This is a genomic window from Xanthomonas sp. NCPPB 2250 (assembly GCF_056725265.1).
On the sequence record NZ_CM161520.1, the window covers coordinates 2,494,208 to 2,511,813 of the forward strand.

The 17,606-nt window shown below is 67.4% G+C and carries 4 protein-coding genes; all 4 read left to right on the plus strand.

The annotated features are described in order from the left end of the window. The first annotated feature begins 32 nt into the window (after positions 1 to 32). The 4 genes from AC1PMG_RS10335 to AC1PMG_RS10350 all read left to right on the plus strand — a co-directional run bounded on the left by AC1PMG_RS10335 (position 33) and on the right by AC1PMG_RS10350 (position 17,290). Positions 33 to 12,137 carry an amino acid adenylation domain-containing protein gene (locus tag AC1PMG_RS10335; RefSeq protein WP_481111549.1) on the plus strand — a complete coding sequence of 4,035 codons (12,105 nt, stop codon included), beginning with the start codon at positions 33 to 35 and terminating at the stop codon, positions 12,135 to 12,137. After that, positions 12,134 to 16,201, plus strand: a complete 4,068-nt coding sequence (locus AC1PMG_RS10340; RefSeq protein ID WP_481111550.1) for an amino acid adenylation domain-containing protein — start codon at positions 12,134 to 12,136, stop codon at positions 16,199 to 16,201. Before AC1PMG_RS10335 ends, AC1PMG_RS10340 begins: the two co-directional genes overlap by 4 nt. Positions 16,202 to 16,328: 127 nt before the next feature. Further along, positions 16,329 to 16,742 (plus strand): YybH family protein, encoded by a 414-nt coding sequence (locus AC1PMG_RS10345; protein ID WP_481111652.1) that lies wholly within the window; start codon positions 16,329 to 16,331, stop codon positions 16,740 to 16,742. Between the two features lie 197 nt (positions 16,743 to 16,939). Further along, complete coding sequence (locus AC1PMG_RS10350) at positions 16,940 to 17,290, plus strand: hypothetical protein (RefSeq protein ID WP_481111551.1); 351 nt, start codon at positions 16,940 to 16,942, stop codon at positions 17,288 to 17,290. The last annotated feature ends 316 nt before the right edge of the window (positions 17,291 to 17,606 follow it).

Here is a 17,606-nt window from a genome sequence, read left to right on the forward strand (position 1 = left end):
TTCCCAACGGCTTCCGCCCGATGGATGTGACCATGAACAAGGAAACGCTGGAAGGCTATCGCGTATCGCCGCATCAGAAGCACGTTTGGCAGTTGCGACAGATTGCACGATGCAACTGGGTCGGACTGTTATCGATCGACGGCGAGCTCGATGGCGGGATCCTCGAACAGGCGCTGGACTGGGTCGTCGGCCGCCACGAGGTGCTGCGCACCTATTTCCACGTGCAGCAGGGCGCGGCGCTTCCGCTCCAGGTCGTCGCCGACCGGGTGCCGATGGCATGCGCGACGGTCGATCTGCGCGCGCGCAGCGCGGCGGAACAGGCGGAGCTTCGTGACGCCTGCCTGGCGACCGCGATCCAGTGCGAGATCGATCCTGTGCGTCCGTCGGCTTTGCAGGTCACCCGGCTGGTGTTGAGCGAACGCCGCAGCGACCTGGTCATCGCCCTGCCCGCGGCGTGCGCCGATGCGGCCACTGCGAGGGTTCTCGTGCAGGAGCTCGGCCGCTACTTCGCTCGGCACACGGGACAACCCGAAGCGGCGGTCGAGGAGGAAGCGATCCAGTACGCCGACTACGCCGAGCTCCAGTGGGCGCAACCGGACCCGGACGATGCCTCGGACGCGATCGAACGCTGGTTGGTGCAGACGCTGCAGGCCTATCCGTCACCGGCGTTGTTCGCCGAAAAGCGGCCGCCGCAGGATGCGGCGTTCGAGCCGCGCTCGTTGCGCCTGGCCGAGACGCCAGGGCTCGCGGCCGGCATCGAAGCCGCTGCGCGCCGCTGCGGCACCGACGAGGCCACCTTCGTGCTGACCTGCTGGCAAATCCTGTTGTGGCGGTTGAGCGGCGAGCAGGACATCGTCGTCTGGCGGCTGTTCGACGACCGCGCCAGCAGCGAAGCCTTGCTGGACCTGCCTGGACTGTACGCGCGGTGGCTGCCGGTACACGGCTACTTCGACGGCACGTTCCGCCTCGACGAAGCCGCGGCCCAGGCGGCCGAAGCGGTTCGCCAGACGGGCGCGTGCCGGGGCTACTTCTCCTGGCTCGCGTACAGCGAGCAACAGGGCGCCGCACTGGAACCGTCCAAGTTTCCGTTCGCGTTCGAGTTCGTCGACTGCGGTCGCAGCGTCCACGCTGGCGGCCTGCGCTTGCAGGCCCAGCGCCAATACAACTGCACGGATGCGTTCCGTATCAAGCTCTCGGCACTGAAGGCGGATGCCGGGCTCGCACTGGAGTTCCACTACAACGGCGCGCTCTACGACGCGCCCACCGCCGAGCGGATGGCGCGAAGCCTGCAGGCGCTGCTCGAAGGCGCGGTGGCGGAAACCGCCACCGCGACGGCCATCGCGCGCCTGCCACTGCTCGACGCGGACGAACGGCAGCGGATACTCGGCGACTGGAACGCCACCGAGCAGCCGTTGCCGTCCCTGGCCCCGTTCCACGCGTTGTTCGAAGCGCGGGCGCGCCTGCATCCAGAGAGGGTAGTGGCCGAATACGGCGACATCACGCTCACCTACGCCGAACTCGACCGCGCCGCGGATCGGCTCGCCATCCGCCTGCGGCACGAACACGGGGTGCGGGCCAACGACCGGGTCGGCCTGCTCGCGGGTCCATCGGAACGGTATCTGATCGCGTTTCTGGGCATCCTCAAGGCCGGTGCCGCGTACGTGCCGATCGATCTGCAATATCCGCAGGACCGGCGCGAGTTCATCGCCCGCGATGCGGGCCTCAGGCTGCTGATCCAGGATGCCGCGCTGCCGCCAGCGGCGCCGGTGCCGGTACTCCGGCTCGATGCGCAACTGGCCGGCGCGGAGGCCGCTGCCGGGGACGTCGCCGCGCAGCACGCGCCCGTCGATGCCGACGACCTGGCCTACGTCATCTACACGTCCGGCACCACCGGCACACCGAAGGGCGTCATGCTCAGCCACGCCGGACTTCGCAACCTGGTGCACGCGCAGGCCGCCGCATACGGGCCACTCGATGGTGCGCGTGTGCTGCAGTTCGCATCGTTCGGTTTCGACGCCTCGGTATTTGAGATCTGTCTGGCGCTGGCGCATGGCGGCACCTTGTGCCTGGCGGACCGTGACGCCATCCGGCCCGGTCCCGAGCTGATCCAGGTGCTGCGCGACAGGGCGATCTCGATCCTCGACACTACTCCCGGGGCGCTGGCGGCATTGGAAATGGCCGATCTGCCGCACTTGCGAACCATCGTGTCCGCCGGCGAAAGCTGTTCGCGCGACGTGGTCGGCAAGTGGGCGCCCGGGCGGCGCCTGTTCAACGCCTACGGGCCCACGGAAACGACGGTGTGGGCCAGCTACGCGCTTTGCGACGCGTCGGCGGCCGCCGCGCCGCCGATCGGGCGACCGGTCGCCAACGCGCACGCCTACATCCTCGATGCCGACATGCAACCGCTTCCGGTCGGCGCGCCGGGCGAACTCATGATCGGCGGCGCCGGACTGGCCCGCGGCTATCTGGCGCAACCAGGATTGACTGCCAGCAGGTTCGTCCCGCATCCGTTTTCCCGACACCCAGGCGAACGGCTCTATCGCAGCGGCGATCTGGCCCGATGGCTGCCGGACGGCAACATCGAATTCCTCGGCCGCGTGGACCAACAGATCAAGCTGCGCGGATTTCGCATCGAAGTGGGCGAGATCGAATCCCTGTTGCGCCAGCATCCGGCGATCCGCGAATCATTCGTGATGGTGCGCGAGGACCAGCCAGGCGACAAGCGCCTGGTCGCGTATTTGGTCCAGGACGCCGAATACCGCGACGAAGCGCTGGAAACCGAGCAATTGTCGCAATGGCAGGAAACCTTCGAGGAGATCGACTACGCCGAGGACGAAACCCAGGCGGATCCGGAGTTCAACATCGCCGGTTGGAAGAGTTCTGCGACCGGCGAGCCGATTCCCACCACGCAGATGCGGCTATGGGTGGATCACACGGTCGAGCTGATCAAACGCCTGCGGCCCACGCGCACCCTCGAGATCGGCTGCGGCACCGGGTTGTTGCTGTTCCCGCTGGCGCCCCTCACTGCGCACTATACCGGCCTGGACTTCTCCGGCTTCTCGCTTTCATCGGTCCGCCGCGGGTTGCGCCGCCGCGCCGACCTGAGCGAGCGGGTGCGGTTGCTGCAGCGCGCCGCGCACCAGCTCGATGACCTCCCCGATGCCGGATTCGACACCGCGGTGATGAATTCCGTCATTCAGTATTTTCCTAGCCTGGATTACCTGTTCGTGGTCATCGAGCGCCTGCTGCCGAAGCTGGAGACCGGCGGTCGGGTGTTCCTTGGCGACATACGCAGCCTGCCATTGCTGCGCGCGATGCACACCTCGGTCGAACTCGCCCACGCGGACCCGGCGTTGCCGCTGGAACGGTTGCACGACCGCATCGAGGCCGCCGTGCAGCGCGATCGCGAACTGGTGCTCGATCCGCGCTTCTTCGCCGCGCTGCCGATCCGCTTCCCGCGCATCGGCGCGGCCGAGATCCGACCCAAGCGCGGCGGATACGCGAATGAGCTCAACAGCTTTCGCTACGACGTGGTCCTGCATCTGGACCGGGCCGAACCCGATCGCGACCCGCAATGGCAGACGTGGCAACCGGAGCTGACGCCGCTGGAGGCGCGCTACCGGCTCAAGGTCGGCGGCGGTGGCGAGTTGTGCCTGCGCGATGTGGCTAACGCGCGGATCGCCACCGCGGTCGCCGCGGCCGCGCTGTTGCGCGATCCGCCACCGGAGTGCAGCGTCGAGCAATTGCATTACGAGCAGATGCTGGTCCCCGAAGAAGAAGGCATCGACCCCGAAGAGTGGTGGCGGCTGGAGGAGGAAGGCTTCGAGGTCGAACTCAGCTGGGCGCGGGGCGCGGCCGATGGCCGCTACGATGTCGCCATCCGCGAGCGCGGCAGCGCAGTGGCGCCGATCCGTTGGATCGACCGCGCGTCCGCGCCGCCACAGTGGCCGCGTTACACCAACGCGCCGGTCAAGCCGAAGCTCGTCGCCGGACTGATCGCGCAATTGAAGCAACAACTCGGCGCGCGCCTGCCACAGTACATGGTGCCCTCGGCATTCGCCTTCGTCGACGCGCTGCCCTTGACCGTGCACGGCAAGATCGATCGCGCGGCGCTGCCAGCGCCGGAGCGCGGCGAACCCGCCGAGCAGAGCCTAGTGGCCCGCGAGCGCACGCCCACCGAGCAGGTGCTGGCGAGCATCTGGCGCCAGGTACTGGGCCTGGACCGGATCGGCGTGGAGGACGATTTCTTCGCGATCGGCGGGCATTCGCTGCTGGCGACGCAGGTGATTTCGCGGGTCAACAAGACCTTCCAGGTCGAGCTGCAGGTACGCAGCGTGTTCGAGGCGCCGAGCGTCGCGGGCATGGCCAGGCTGATCGACGACGCGCGCACGTCCGGGCGGCGCGTGCGCGATTTTCCGTTGCAACCCATGCCCAGGACCGCCAGCCTGCCGCTGTCGTTCGCCCAGCAGCGGCTATGGTTCCTCGATCAGATGGAGCCTGGAAGTTCGTTCTACAACATTCCGGCGGCAGTGCGCCTGCGCGGTAGCCTGGACGTGGCCGCGTTGCAGAAGAGCGTCGATGAGATCGTACGCCGGCACGAATCGCTGCGGACCCGGTTCGAGGACCGGCAAGGCCAGGCGTTCCAGACGATCGACGCGGCGGTCTCGGTGGCGATCCCGTTGCTGGACCTAAGCGGGGTCCGCGAAGCCGAGCGCGAGTCCGCAGCGCGGCAGGCGGCGATGGCCGAGTTCACCCGGCCATTCGATCTGGCGCGCGGCCCGCTGATCAGGATGCTGCTGATCAAGCTGGAGGACGACCACCACATCGCACTGCTGACCTTGCACCACATCGTCAGCGACGGCTGGTCGATCGGTGTCTTCGTGCGCGAATTCGCCGCGATGTACGCCGCGTACGCGCGCGGGGAAGCCTCGCCCTTGCCCGAGCTGCCGGTGCAGTACGCGGATTTCGCGTACTGGCAGCGGCAATGGTTGGCCGGCGAGATCCTGGATCAGCAACTGCGCTACTGGCGCGAGCGGATGGCGGACGCACCGCCCAGCCTGGACCTGCCGACCGACTTCGCCCGGCCGGCGCTGCAGACCTTCAACGGATCCACGCGTTATTCGATCCTGCCCAAGCCCATCCTCGACAAGCTCGAGGCCCTGAGCCAGGACCAGGGGGTGACGATCTTCATGACCCTGGTCGCCGCGTTCCAGATCGCGCTCTACCGCTACACCGGGCAGACCGATCTGTGCGTGGGCACCCCGATCGCCAACCGTGAGCGCGAAGAGCTCGAGGGCATGATCGGCTTCTTCGTGAATACCCTAGTGCTGCGGACCCGGCTCGACGGCGCGCTGAACTTCTGCGACGTCCTGTCCCTGGTTCGCGAAGCGGCGCTGGGCGCCTACGACAACCAGGACCTGCCGTTCGAGCGTGTGGTGGAGGTGCTGCAGCCGCAACGCGATCTGAGCCGGTCCGCGCTGTTCCAGGTCTGGTTCGCGTTGCAGAACGCGCCGATGGGCTCGCTGAAGATTCCAGGGCTGACCTTGGGGCTGGTGGATCTGGTGCCACCGACTTCGAAGTTCGATCTGTCCGTGTCCGCGATGACGCTGGCCGAAGGGTTGCATCATGCCTGGGAGTTCAATACCGATCTGTTCCGCGAAGCGACCATCGAGCGCCTGATGGGGCATTTCGAGACCTTGCTGCAGGCCATCGCCGAGAACCCGCGCGCGCCGATCGGCGAACTGGCGATGCTGTCCCCGCGCGAACGGCGAACCCTGCTGCGCGACTGGAACGACACCGCCGCGGTGGCGGACGCGCACACCGTCCCGGCGCTGTTCGCGCTGCAGGCGCGGCGCACCCCGGACCGCCTTGCCGTCTCGTGCGGCGAGCAGCGGCGCACGTACCGCGAGTTGGATGAACATTCCAGCCGCCTGGCCCGCTACCTGCGGCGACAGGGCGTGGGCCGGGGAGCGCTGGTCGGCATCGGCCAGGAGCGCTCCGTGCAGATGGTGGAGACGCTGTTGGCGGTGATGAAGGCGGGCGCAGCGTATGTGCCGCTGGACCCCGCGTATCCGCCCGCGCGGCTGCGGCTGATGATCGAGGACTCCGGCATGGCGCTGTTGGTTGGCGACGCGCAGGCGCCATGGGTGCAGGGTATCGGCACGCCCGAGCGCGTGCTGGACCCGCAGCGCGAGCAGGCCGCGATCGCGGCGGAAGAGGCGACCGCGCCGATGCTGGAGATCGGTGCCGACGATGCAGCGTACGTGATCTATACCTCCGGCTCGACCGGCCGGCCGAAGGGCGTCCAGGTGCCGCATGGCGCGCTCGGCAACTTCCTCGCGTCGATGCGGCGTGTCCCGGGACTGGACGAAGACGACATCTTGCTCGCGGTGACGTCGCTGTCCTTCGATATCGCCGGGTTGGAGCTGTACCTGCCGCTGATCGCAGGTGCGAGCGTGGTGGTGGTCGGCCGTGAAGTGGCCAGCGATGGGTTCCAGCTCGCGGAGGCCTTGCGTCGCTCCGGAGCGACGGTCATGCAGGCCACGCCGTCGACATGGAGGATGCTGGCCGCGAGCGGGTGGCGTGGCGAGCATCCGCTGAAGATGCTGTGCGGTGGCGAAGCGCTGCCGCCAGACCTGGCCGAACAGATGCTCGGATGGCGCGGCGAGGTCTACAACCTGTACGGGCCCACCGAAACGACGATCTGGTCGACCTTGTCGCGGGTAGGCGCGCAGGCGCTCTCGTCCCTTGGGCATCCCATCGCCAACACGCGCTGCTACCTGCTGGATGCGGCGCTGGGCCTGGTGCCGATCGGTGCCCGCGGCGAACTGTACATCGCCGGCGACGGACTCGCGCACGGCTACCTGCACCAACCTGCGCTTACCGCCGAACGCTTCGTCCCGGATCCTTTCGGCGAGCGGCCCGGCGCCAGGATGTACCAAACCGGCGATGTCGCGCGTTATCGCGACGACGGCAGCCTTGAATTCCTCGGACGAGTCGACCATCAGGTCAAGATCCGCGGGCACCGCATCGAAATCGGCGAGATCGAGAACGCGTTGCGCACGCACCCGATGGTCGCCGAGGCCGTCGTCGTCCCACGCGAAGAGCAACCCGGCGATCTGCGGCTCGTCGCCTACGTCGTGGCCGATCCGGATCGCGCCGGTGCCGGTGCCGACGCCATTGCCGCCGGCCGCAACGGCGAAGCCGAGCAGCTCGTCCAATGGCAGCAGGTCTGGGACAAGACCTACGACGCGGCGGGTGCCGGCGAAGACCCGGATTTCAACATCGCCGGTTGGGCCAGTTCCTATACCGGCCAGCCCATCGACACCGCGCAGATGCGCCTGTGGGTGGAGCACACCGTCGAGCGAATCGCCACGCTGCGGCCTTCGCGGCTGATCGAAATCGGTTGCGGAACCGGGCTTCTGCTGCTCCCGTTGGCGTCGCGCTGTCAGCGCTATGTGGGGCTGGATTTCTCTCCCGCCTCGCTGGACCATTTGCGGCGCAGGCTTTCGCGCGTCTCCGACGCGGACCGCATCGTGCACCTGCTGCAACGCCAGGCCCACGAACTCGACGACCTGGAGCCCGGTAGCTTCGATACCGCCGTCGTCAACTCCGTGGTCCAGTACTTCCCGAGCCTGGATTACCTGCTGCGCGTGCTCGATGCGCTGCTGCCCAAAATGGCCGCAGGCGGCCGCATCTTCCTCGGCGATCTGCGTAGCTTGCCCTTGCTGGAAGCATTCCATGCGTCGGTGGAACTGGAGCGGGCCGAGGACGGCGTCGCTGCCGCCACCTTACGGCAGCGGGTGGAGCAGGGCATGGAGCGCGAAACGGAACTGGTCCTCGACGCCCGCCTGTTCGGCCGGCTCAAGGCGCGCTGGCCGCGGCTGGGCCGAGTGGAGGTTCTGCCCAAGCGTGGCGGCTACGACAACGAACTGAGCCGGTTCCGTTACGACGTGGTGCTGCACCTGGACGAGGCCGGCGAGCGCGAAGTGCACTGGCGAAGTTGGACGCCGGACATGACGCCGGAAGCAGTCGCCCGCGCACTCCGGTCCGCCGGCGGCGACGCGGAGATCGGGCTGCGCGATGTCGCCAACGCCCGCGTGCAGCCGGCGTTGGCCGTGGCCGCATCCTTGCAGGACGCGGCGCATGCGGGTAGCGCCGGCCAGATCCGCGCGGCGCTGCGCGGCGCGCAGGGCCAAAGCATCGACCCGGAGCAGTGGTGGCGGATGGCGCAGCGCGAAGGGCTGCAAGTCGAAGCGAGTTTCGCGGCGGGAGGCGACGACGGGCGCTATGACGTCGTGGTGCGCGCAAGTGCGGCCGCGTTGCCGCCACGGTGGACGCAGCCCGGTCCGGCGCCGACGAACTTGTCCGCGTACGCGAACGCTCCGCTACGCGCGCAAGGCGCCGAGCAGGCCGTAGCGGCATTGAAGGAGCATTTGCGCGCGCGGTTGCCTGAATACATGCGACCCTCCACCTTGGTCCTGCTGGAACGCCTGCCGCTGACGCCGAACGGCAAGATCGACCGCAAGGCGCTAGGCACGATGCGGCGCATGTTGGTGGAAGACCGCCCCTACGTCGAGCCGCGCTCGCCGGCGGAGACGTCGCTGGCGCGGATCTTCGCCCGGGTGTTGCGCAAGCAACGCGTCGGCGTGGCCGACAACTTCTTCGACCTGGGCGGACATTCGCTGCTCGCGACGCAGGTCGTGTCGAACATCCGCGAGGAGTTCGGCCTGGAAGTCCCGCTGCGCCTGCTGTTCGAGGCGCCGACCGTCGCCGCTCTCGCCCAGCGCATCCAGGCAACGGCCGTCCAGACCGCGCAACAGCGGCCGCCATTGCTGCGCAGGGCCGGCGGACAGGGCGATCCGCCATTGTCCTTCGCCCAACAGCGGCTGTGGTTCCTCGACCGCCTGGAGCCCGGCAGTTCCGCCTACAACATGCCCGCAGCGGTACGCTTGGAGGGGCAACTGGACACCGATGCGCTGGAGCGCACGCTGACGGAGATCTCGCGGCGACACGAGGTCCTCAGGACGCGCTTCCCCGAGGTCGATGGGCAGCCCGTTCAGGCGATCCAGGTGCCAAGCCCGGTGCGGCTGGCGTGCGAAGACCTGTCCGCGATCGCGGCGGACGAGCGGCTCGCCGCCGTGTCGGAAATCCTGCGCAAGGAAGCCGCGCACCCGTTCGACCTGGGCAGGGATGCGCCCTGCCGGGTGCGCCTGCTGCGTCTGGCGCCGCACAGCCACGTCGTCCTGGTCACGCTGCATCACATCGTCAGCGACGGCTGGTCGATGTCCCTGTTCATTGCCGAGGTCAAGGCGTTGTATGAGGCCTTCAGTAGCGGCCGTGGATCGCCGCTGGCGGAGCTGCCGGTCCAATACGCCGATTACGCGCTGTGGCAACGGCAGTGGCTGCGGGGCGATGCGCTGGAACAACAGCTGTCGTACTGGCGCGAGCGCCTGTCCGGGATACCCGCGCTGGAACTCCCGACCGATCGGCCGCGACCGGCCGTACCGAGCTTTCGCGGCGCGCGGCGCACGTTCTCGCTGGCGCCGCGGTGCGTGGAGAGACTGCGGGCGTTGGGCCGCCAGGAGGCGGCGACGCTGTACATGGTATTGCTGGCGGCGGTGCAGACGGTGTTGGGCCGCTGGAGCGGCCAGCGCGACATCGTGGTCGGCGCGCCCATCGCCGGGCGCACGCACCAGCAGACCGAAGGCATGATCGGATTGTTCACCAACACCCTGGTGCTGCGCACCGACCTGTCGGGCGATCCCAGCTTCGTCGACTTGCTGGCACGGGTGCGGGAAACCACGCTAGGCGCCTATGCGCACCAGGATCTTCCGTTCGAAAAGCTCGTCGCGGAACTGCAGCCACACCGCGACCTGTCACGCCAGCCTCTGTTCCAGGTGATGCTCACCCTGCAAAACCAGCCCGCGAGCGAGTTGAAACTGCCCGGGCTCACCCTGGCGCCGGTGCTCGACGGACATGCCAGTTCGAAGTTCGACCTATCGCTGGACTTCTTCGAGAACCAGGCGGAACTGTGGGGCAGGGTGGAGTACGCGACGGATCTGTTCGACGCCGCGACGATCGACCGACTGATCGAGAGCTGCGAGAGCTTGCTGGACGCCGTGGCGGAGAACGCGCGAACGCCGCTGTCGCGGCTGCCGGTGATGCGCCCTGGGCAGCGCCACAGGCTGCTGGTCGAGTGGAACGACACCGCGCGCGCGCGCGCGCCGGCGCGTCGCCTGCACGAACTGTTCATGGAGCAGGCGGCACGTACGCCGGATGGGGTAGCGGTGGAGCACGGCGACGAGCGGCTGAGCTACCTGGAGCTGGATGAACGCTCCAACCAACTCGGCCATTATCTGCAAGCTCTCGGCATCGGTGCGGACGCGGTGGTCGGCGTATGCATGCGGCGTTCGCTGTCGATGATCGTCGGGCTGTTGGGCATCCTGAAGGCTGGCGGTGCCTATCTGCCCCTGGATCCCGCCGCGCCGTCGGAGCGCGCGACGGCCATGCTGGAAGACGCCGGCGCGCAGGTGCTGCTACTCGACGATGCATGGCGGGATGGGATGTCCTCCTATTCCGGGCGCTGCGTGCGTCTTGCCGCGGACGCGCCGCGTATCGCCGAACAGGCCGTCGCGCCTCCACGCCCGCGCGTGCCGGGCGATGGTCTGGCTTATGTCATCTACACCTCGGGATCGACCGGCGGACCGAAGGGCGTCATGCTTTCCCACGACAACGTGGTCAATTACCTACGCTTCGCCATCGATCGGTACGCCGCCGCGGCCGGCGCCGGCGCCCCGGTGAACACCTCGCTGTCGTTCGATGCCACGGTCACCAGCCTGTGGGTGCCCCTGCTCCTCGGCAGCCGCGTCGTGCTTTTGCCCGAAGGGATGGAGGAGGTCCCGGCACTGGCCGCCGAACTGGCGGCAGGCAAGCAGTACTCCCTGATCAAGCTGACGCCGGCCCATCTGAGCCTTCTGCAACACGGCTTCCCCGAGGCCGCGCGGGACGCAGCGGCCAACGCCTTCGTCATCGGCGGCGAGGCGCTCGATGCGGCGCGGGTCGAGTTCTGGCGCAAGCGGGCACCGGCGATACGCCTGATCAACGAGTACGGGCCCACCGAAACGACGGTGGGTTGCACGGTCCACGAAGTGTCCGGCGACGCCAGCGGCAGCGGCACCATCCCGATTGGCCGCCCTATCGACAACATCAGGGTGTACGTGCTCGACGAGCATCTGCAGCCGCTGCCGGTCGGCGCGATCGGGGAATTGTGCATCGGCGGCGCGGGTGTGGCGCGCGGCTACCTCAACCGCCCAGGCCTGAGCGCGGAGCGCTTCGTTCCCGATCCCTTCGCCACAGAGCCTGGCGGCCGCCTGTACCGCAGCGGCGACCGCGCACGCTACCTGGCCGACGGCAATTTGCAGTTCTGCGGTCGCGCCGACCATCAGGCCAAGGTCCGCGGCTTCCGCATCGAACCCGGAGAAATCGAGGCCGCGTTGGCAGCGCATCCGCAGGTGAGCGACGCGGCGGTGCTTGTTCGAGCGACCGATGGCGGCGCATCTCGGTTGGTCGCGTATCTCGCCGCGAAGGACGCGCAGCCAGCGGATGCGGAGTTGCGCGCCTTCCTGAAGCGGCGCCTGCCGGAGTACATGGTGCCCGCAGCGTTCGTATGCCTGGAATCGCTGCCGCTGACCGTCAACGGCAAAGTCGACCGCGAGCGGCTGGCCACGCTCGGCGGCCAGCGCGATACAGCGACGAACGACTATGTGGCGCCGCGCACGCCCGAGGAAACGCAACTGGCGGCGATCTGGGCGCAGGTTCTGGATGTCGGCCGGGTCGGAATGAACGACCACTTCTTCGACTTGGGCGGTCATTCGCTGATGGCGATCCAGGTCGTTTCGAGAATCCGCGAGACCTTCGGTCGCGAGGTCCCGCTCCGCCTCCTGTTCGAATGGCCCACATTGGAAGGTTTTGCCGACGCCCTGTTGCGGCAGGACAGTGGACCGGCCCCCGCCGCCTGCCCCATCCGCGCCGAGGCCACCCGGGAGGAACGGTTGCTGTCGAAAATCGACGAACTGTCCGATGCCGAAGTCGATGCGCTGCTCGACGACATGCTGCTGGAGGGGGACGAGACGTGAGCGATTCCCAGCAGCTCCGCGCAGTCCGACATTCGCCGCAGGAAAAGCGTGCGCTGCTGGCGCGCCTACTGCGCGAGAAGGCGCAGCGCCCGCAGCCGCACCCGGCCTCCTTCAGCCAGCGGCGGCTGTGGTTTCTGGATCGGCTGGAACCAGGGTCCACCGCCTACGTCATGCCGGCGGCACTGCGCCTCAAGGGTTCGCTGGACATGCGCGCCTTCGAGGATAGCCTGCACGAGGTGGTGCGACGGCATGCGGCACTGCGCACGACCTTTTCCGATATCGACGGCGAGCCGCTGCAACTCGTGCATCCCGCCGCGACTGTCGAGCCCGAGCTGCGCGATCTGCGTGCTGTCGCCGAGGACGAGCGCGAACGTCGCGCGGCCGCAGTCCTCATGCAGGAAGTCGGCCGCCCCTTCGATCTGGAACGAGGGCCGCTGTGCCGGGTGCTCGTGCTGCGCCTGGCAGAGGACGAACACATCCTGCTCATCAATCTGCACCATATCGTCTCCGACGGCTGGTCGACGGCGGTGCTGATCGGGGAACTGGTCGCGTTCTACAAAGCCGCGCTCGGCGGCCAGGCCGCGCCCGTCGCGGCGTTGCCGATCCAGTACGCGGACTATGCACACTGGCAACGCGCGTGGCTGGACGGAGATGACTGCGCGGCGGAGATGGCGTATTGGCGCAAGCAACTGGGCGGACGGCTGCCGAGGCTGGAACTGCCTGCCGACTATGCGCGTCCCGCGTCGAACGATTACCGCGGCGGCCGATGCGACGCGGTTCTCGACGAGCGTACGACCGAGTCCCTTGCGGCACTGAGTCGGCGCGAGGGCGCCACGCTGTTCATGACCCTGCTCGCCGCGTTCAAGGTGCTGCTGTACCGGCAGACGGAGCAAGAGGACGTGATGATCGGCACGGTGGTGTCCGGACGCGAGCGCGCCCAGACCGAGCCGCTGATCGGGTTTTTCGTCAACACGTTGGTACTGCGCACGGATCTGTCGGAAAGGCCCACCTTCCTGGAAGCCCTGCGGCGGGTCAAGGAGGTTTCGCTCGGCGCGTTGGCGAACCAGTCGGTCCCGTTCGAGAAGCTGGTCGAGGAGCTGAATCCGGACCGCAACGTCGGCAGGAATCCGCTGTTCGAGATCCTGTTCAACTTCGGCAACATGCCTCGCGCCAGCGTCGATCTCGCCGGACTGTCGCTGAGCTTCGTCGAGCTCGAGGGGATCCAGGCCAAGCATGCGATCACCCTCTATGCCGACGAGGGCAGGGGACAGGTCGCGCTCTCGCTGGTCTATCAGCGCGCCTTGTTCGCCGAGCGGCGGATGCGGATCCTGCTGGCGCAGTATGGCGACCTGCTCGAACAGATCGCGCAGGCGCCGGACAAACCCATCGATACCTATACGCTGCGCATTGCCCAAACCCGGGACATGCTGCCGGATCCCCGCCAGCCGCTGGCGCGGTTGCCGTACGCGGCGGTAACGGACGCGATCCGCGGCTGGGCGGAACGCGCCCCGGCCGCGCCGGCGCTGCGCCAGTGCGGACACGAGTTGAGCTACGGCCTGCTCCAGCAACGCGCCGACGAAATCTCGCACTGCCTGTCCGGCCTCGGGGTGCAGCCAGGGGACACCGTGGCGGTGCTGGGGCCGCGCAGTTTCGGCCTGATCGCCGCCATCGTCGCGGTGATGCAGAGCGGCGCAGTGCTGCTGCTGATCGACCGCACGCATCCGGAGAATCGCCGCAGGCAGTTGCTGGCCGAAGGGCGTGCGCGTCAGTTGCTGGCGGTGTGCGAGGACGGAGGCAGCGGACCGGACCTGGACAACGTCGCAGGGCCACCCGCGACCCGCATCGCCGCCGCGGACGCCGCGCCCATCGATGCCGCGCCGGTTGACATCTCGCCTCCGACATTCCAGCCGCAACCGGATCATCCGGCCTATCTCTGCTTCACCTCCGGCTCCACCGGCATTCCGAAGGGAGTGCTGTGCACGCACCGCGGCCTTTCGCATTTCATCGCCTGGGAACGCGAGGAGTTCGGGGTCGGCCCGGCCGACCGTGTCGCGCAGTTGTCCCGACTCTCGTTCGACGTGTCGATGCGCGACATCTTTTTGCCGCTCACCAGCGGTGCCACGCTGTGCCTGCCCCCCGACCAGACCCGGTTCGATACCAGCCATATCCTCGACTGGCTGGAATCGGAAGCGGTGTCCATTGTCCACATCGTGCCGGCGGTGGCCCAAGCCAGTCTCGCCGCTCTGGCGCCAGCGATCGAACTGCGGTCCCTGCGCTGGGCATTGTTCGCCGGCGAGCCGCTGACCGAACACCTGGTGCGGCGCTGGCGCGAGTCCTTCCCATGCAGCGGTGGGATCGCCAATCTCTACGGGCCGACCGAAACCACACTGGCCAAGTTCTGCCATCGTATCGAGGACACGCCGTCGCCAGGCGTACAACCCGTCGGTCGTCCGCTTCCGCACACGCAAGGGCTCGTGATCAACGCCGCGGGGCAACTGTGCGGCGTCGGCGAACCCGGGCAGATCGTGATTCGCACGCCATACTGCAGCCTGGGCTACATCAACCTCGATGGTGCCGGGGATGGCCGCAGCGGCGGCTTCGTTGCCGATCCCTTCGGCGATGCCGACGACCGGCTTTACTTCACTGGCGATCGCGGCAGGTATCGCGCCGACGGCCTGCTCGAGATCCAGGGACGCATCGACCACCAGATCAAGATAGGGGGCGTGCGCATCGAACTGGGCGAAATCCAGTCGGTTCTCGGTATGCATCCCGACGTAGGCGCCTGCGTCGCTGCGCTCAAAGGCGACGGCGACGATGATCGCCGGTTGGTGGCCTATCTCGTCGCCAAGCCGGGCAGGAGCGTGTCCATCGTCAGCCTGCGGGCGCTGGCCAGACGCGAACTGCCGCGACATCAACATCCCTCGCACTACGTGCTGCTGGAAACGATGCCGCTGCTGCCCAACGGCAAGGTCGACCGTCGAGCACTGCCCGAACCTGGGAATGATCGTCCCGACACGGAGGAACCCTATCTCGCGCCGCGCACGCCGATGGAGCGCACGCTCTGTCGCATCTGGGAAGCGCTGCTGAAGATAAGCCCGGTTGGGGTGCGCGACGATTTCTTCGACCTCGGTGGCCATTCGCTGCTGGCGGTGCGGTTGATGGCGCAGATCGAAACAGCGGCTGGCCGCTCGCTGCCGCTGGCGGCGCTGTTCGAGGACGCGACCATCGAAAAACTCGCGCTGCGCCTGACGGACGCCTCCGAACGCGCATCCAACCCGCTGGTCGCCATTCAGCCCGCAGGGCGAGGACGCCCGTTGTTCTTCGTGCATCCAGCCGGCGGCAACGTGCTGTGCTATGCCGATCTGGCGAACCGGCTGGGCAGGGAGCGGCCGTTCTATGGCCTGCAATCGCCGTTGTCGGAGCTGGCACCACCTCTGGACCGGATCGAAGAGATGGCCACCCTGTATCTGGAATCGATCCTTGCCGCGCAGCCCACGGGTCCTTATCTGCTCGGCGGCTGGTCGATGGGCGCCATCGTCGCGTATGAGATCGCACAGCAACTGGTCCGCTGCGGCGAGCGGGTCGCCCTGCTCGCATTGCTCGATCACCGTGTCCCCGAGCGTGGCGATCCCGATGAGGCGCTGGATGACATCACGCTGATGCGGCGCTTCTTCGAAGGCACAGCCGAGTTGGATACCTCCGCGCTCAAGAACATGGGTCCCGAACAAAGGCTCGAGCACTTCCTGCGCAACGCGCAGCGGCTCAACTTGATTTCGCCGGAAGTGGGCATCGCCCAGGTGCGGACATACCTGAAGGTCTATCTGGCCAATCTGCAGGCACTGCGGCGCTATTCGACCCAAGCATACCCCGGCCGGGTGACCTTGCTGAAGACCAAGCCAGGTATCGATTGCAACGATCCGACGATGGGGTGGGGGGCTTTCGCCGGGGAGGTGGAGGTGTTCGATGTGCCCGGCAAGCATCATGATCTGGTGTTGGAGCCTCACGTAGAGGTGGTGGCGCAAATACTCAAGGACTGCTTGAAGAAGGCCGAAGCTGCAGGATGAAAGACGAAGTCGCAGTCGAATCCAAAACAGATAACCGAGAGGTCGAATGCATTACGCATATTCCAGCTATACCAGTTCCATTCTCGCTTGCATCCTGCTCAACCTCATCCTCGTGATTGGACCCGTTATGGCGACCCCCCACCCTCAGCCTGCGACGGCGACAGAACTTCCCGACATCGCGTTACCGCCCGAGCTGGACCGAGTGCTTCGCGACTACGAACGTGCGTGGGGCGCGGGCGATGCGGCGGCTCTCGCCTCGCTATTCGCAGATGATGGATTCGTGCTGCAAAGCAGTCGCCCGCCGATCCGTGGACGAGAGGCGATCCGTGCAGCGTATGCGGGGCAGGGAGGCAGCCCCTTGCGCCTGCGCGCGCTCGCCTACGCCATCGAAGACAGCATCGGCCACATCATCGGCACGTATGGGTACGACACCATGCCTGGCGTCACGGGGAAGTTCACCCTCACACTGCGCCGAGCGCCGGACGGACGGTGGCTGATCTTCTCGGACATGGACAACTCGGGCGCGCCGTTGCAGCAGTAGAACGTACCCGGCAGCCCTCTCGGCGACGCCTCTGTAGCGGTTGGCGGGCCAGGGAAGGCCGCCTTCCACCTTCGGTTCGCTAAGCGCCGTGGCACATTCGCGCCGTGGACTTCTCGGCCTATGCCCTGGTCGATCGCAACCTCTGGCGAAGAACGCCTGGCTCCTCGGTTCCACCCTGACATCTCGGCTCGGCAACCGTGCCAGACAGCGAGCCGGTTCGGGCCAGCCTTAGGAGGCGCTTCCAGTATGGTGCGCATCTGATCGTCGGGGCCTTCGCCAAGCAGTGCGGCCTGAGCGGCGACGCGCGCGCCGCGATCCGCGCGGCGGTGTTCGGGAGGGTAAGGCGGCATGTCGAGCACCACTTGCACGAGCCGGAACTCTCGCTGGAGAGCATCGTCGCTGCATCGCAACTGTCCCGCGCCGCGCTGTATCGCCTGTTCGAGCATGAAGGCGGCCTAGCCACCTACATCCGCAATCGCCGGTTGCGCGAGGCCGCGGACGAACTCATCCGATTCCCGAAGGCACCGGTCGTGGAGATCGCTTACTGACTTGGGTTCAATAGTGCAGCGGCTTTCAACCACGCGTTCCGCCGCGCGTATGACATGCCGCCCCGGGACTTCCGCGCCGTAGCCGGGGCGCGCGAAAGCCGGCCACCAGGCCAGAGGTCCGTCGCTTCCCTCACGCCGTGAATGGCAAGGACCGACACGTGCAGGCCGCCGAACATGCGTCGCCCTACCGCTTGGGGTGGTGCACTTCATAATTGAATTCGCCTTCTACCGTCTGTTTTTGGCGTTTCCATTGGATGAACCAGTGACTGGGGTTGGCCGAGAGTTGGCTTTGGCGGGGTGGGGATTAGGGAGGTTT

What these genes read in the sequence shown, in the direction of transcription:
- AC1PMG_RS10335 (WP_481111549.1), top strand. Translation starts at nt 33, where the DNA reads ATGAACAAGGAAACGCTGGAAGGCTATCGCGTATCGCCGCATCAGAAG.
- AC1PMG_RS10345 (WP_481111652.1), top strand. Translation starts at nt 16,329, where the DNA reads ATGGCGACCCCCCACCCTCAGCCTGCGACGGCGACAGAACTTCCCGAC.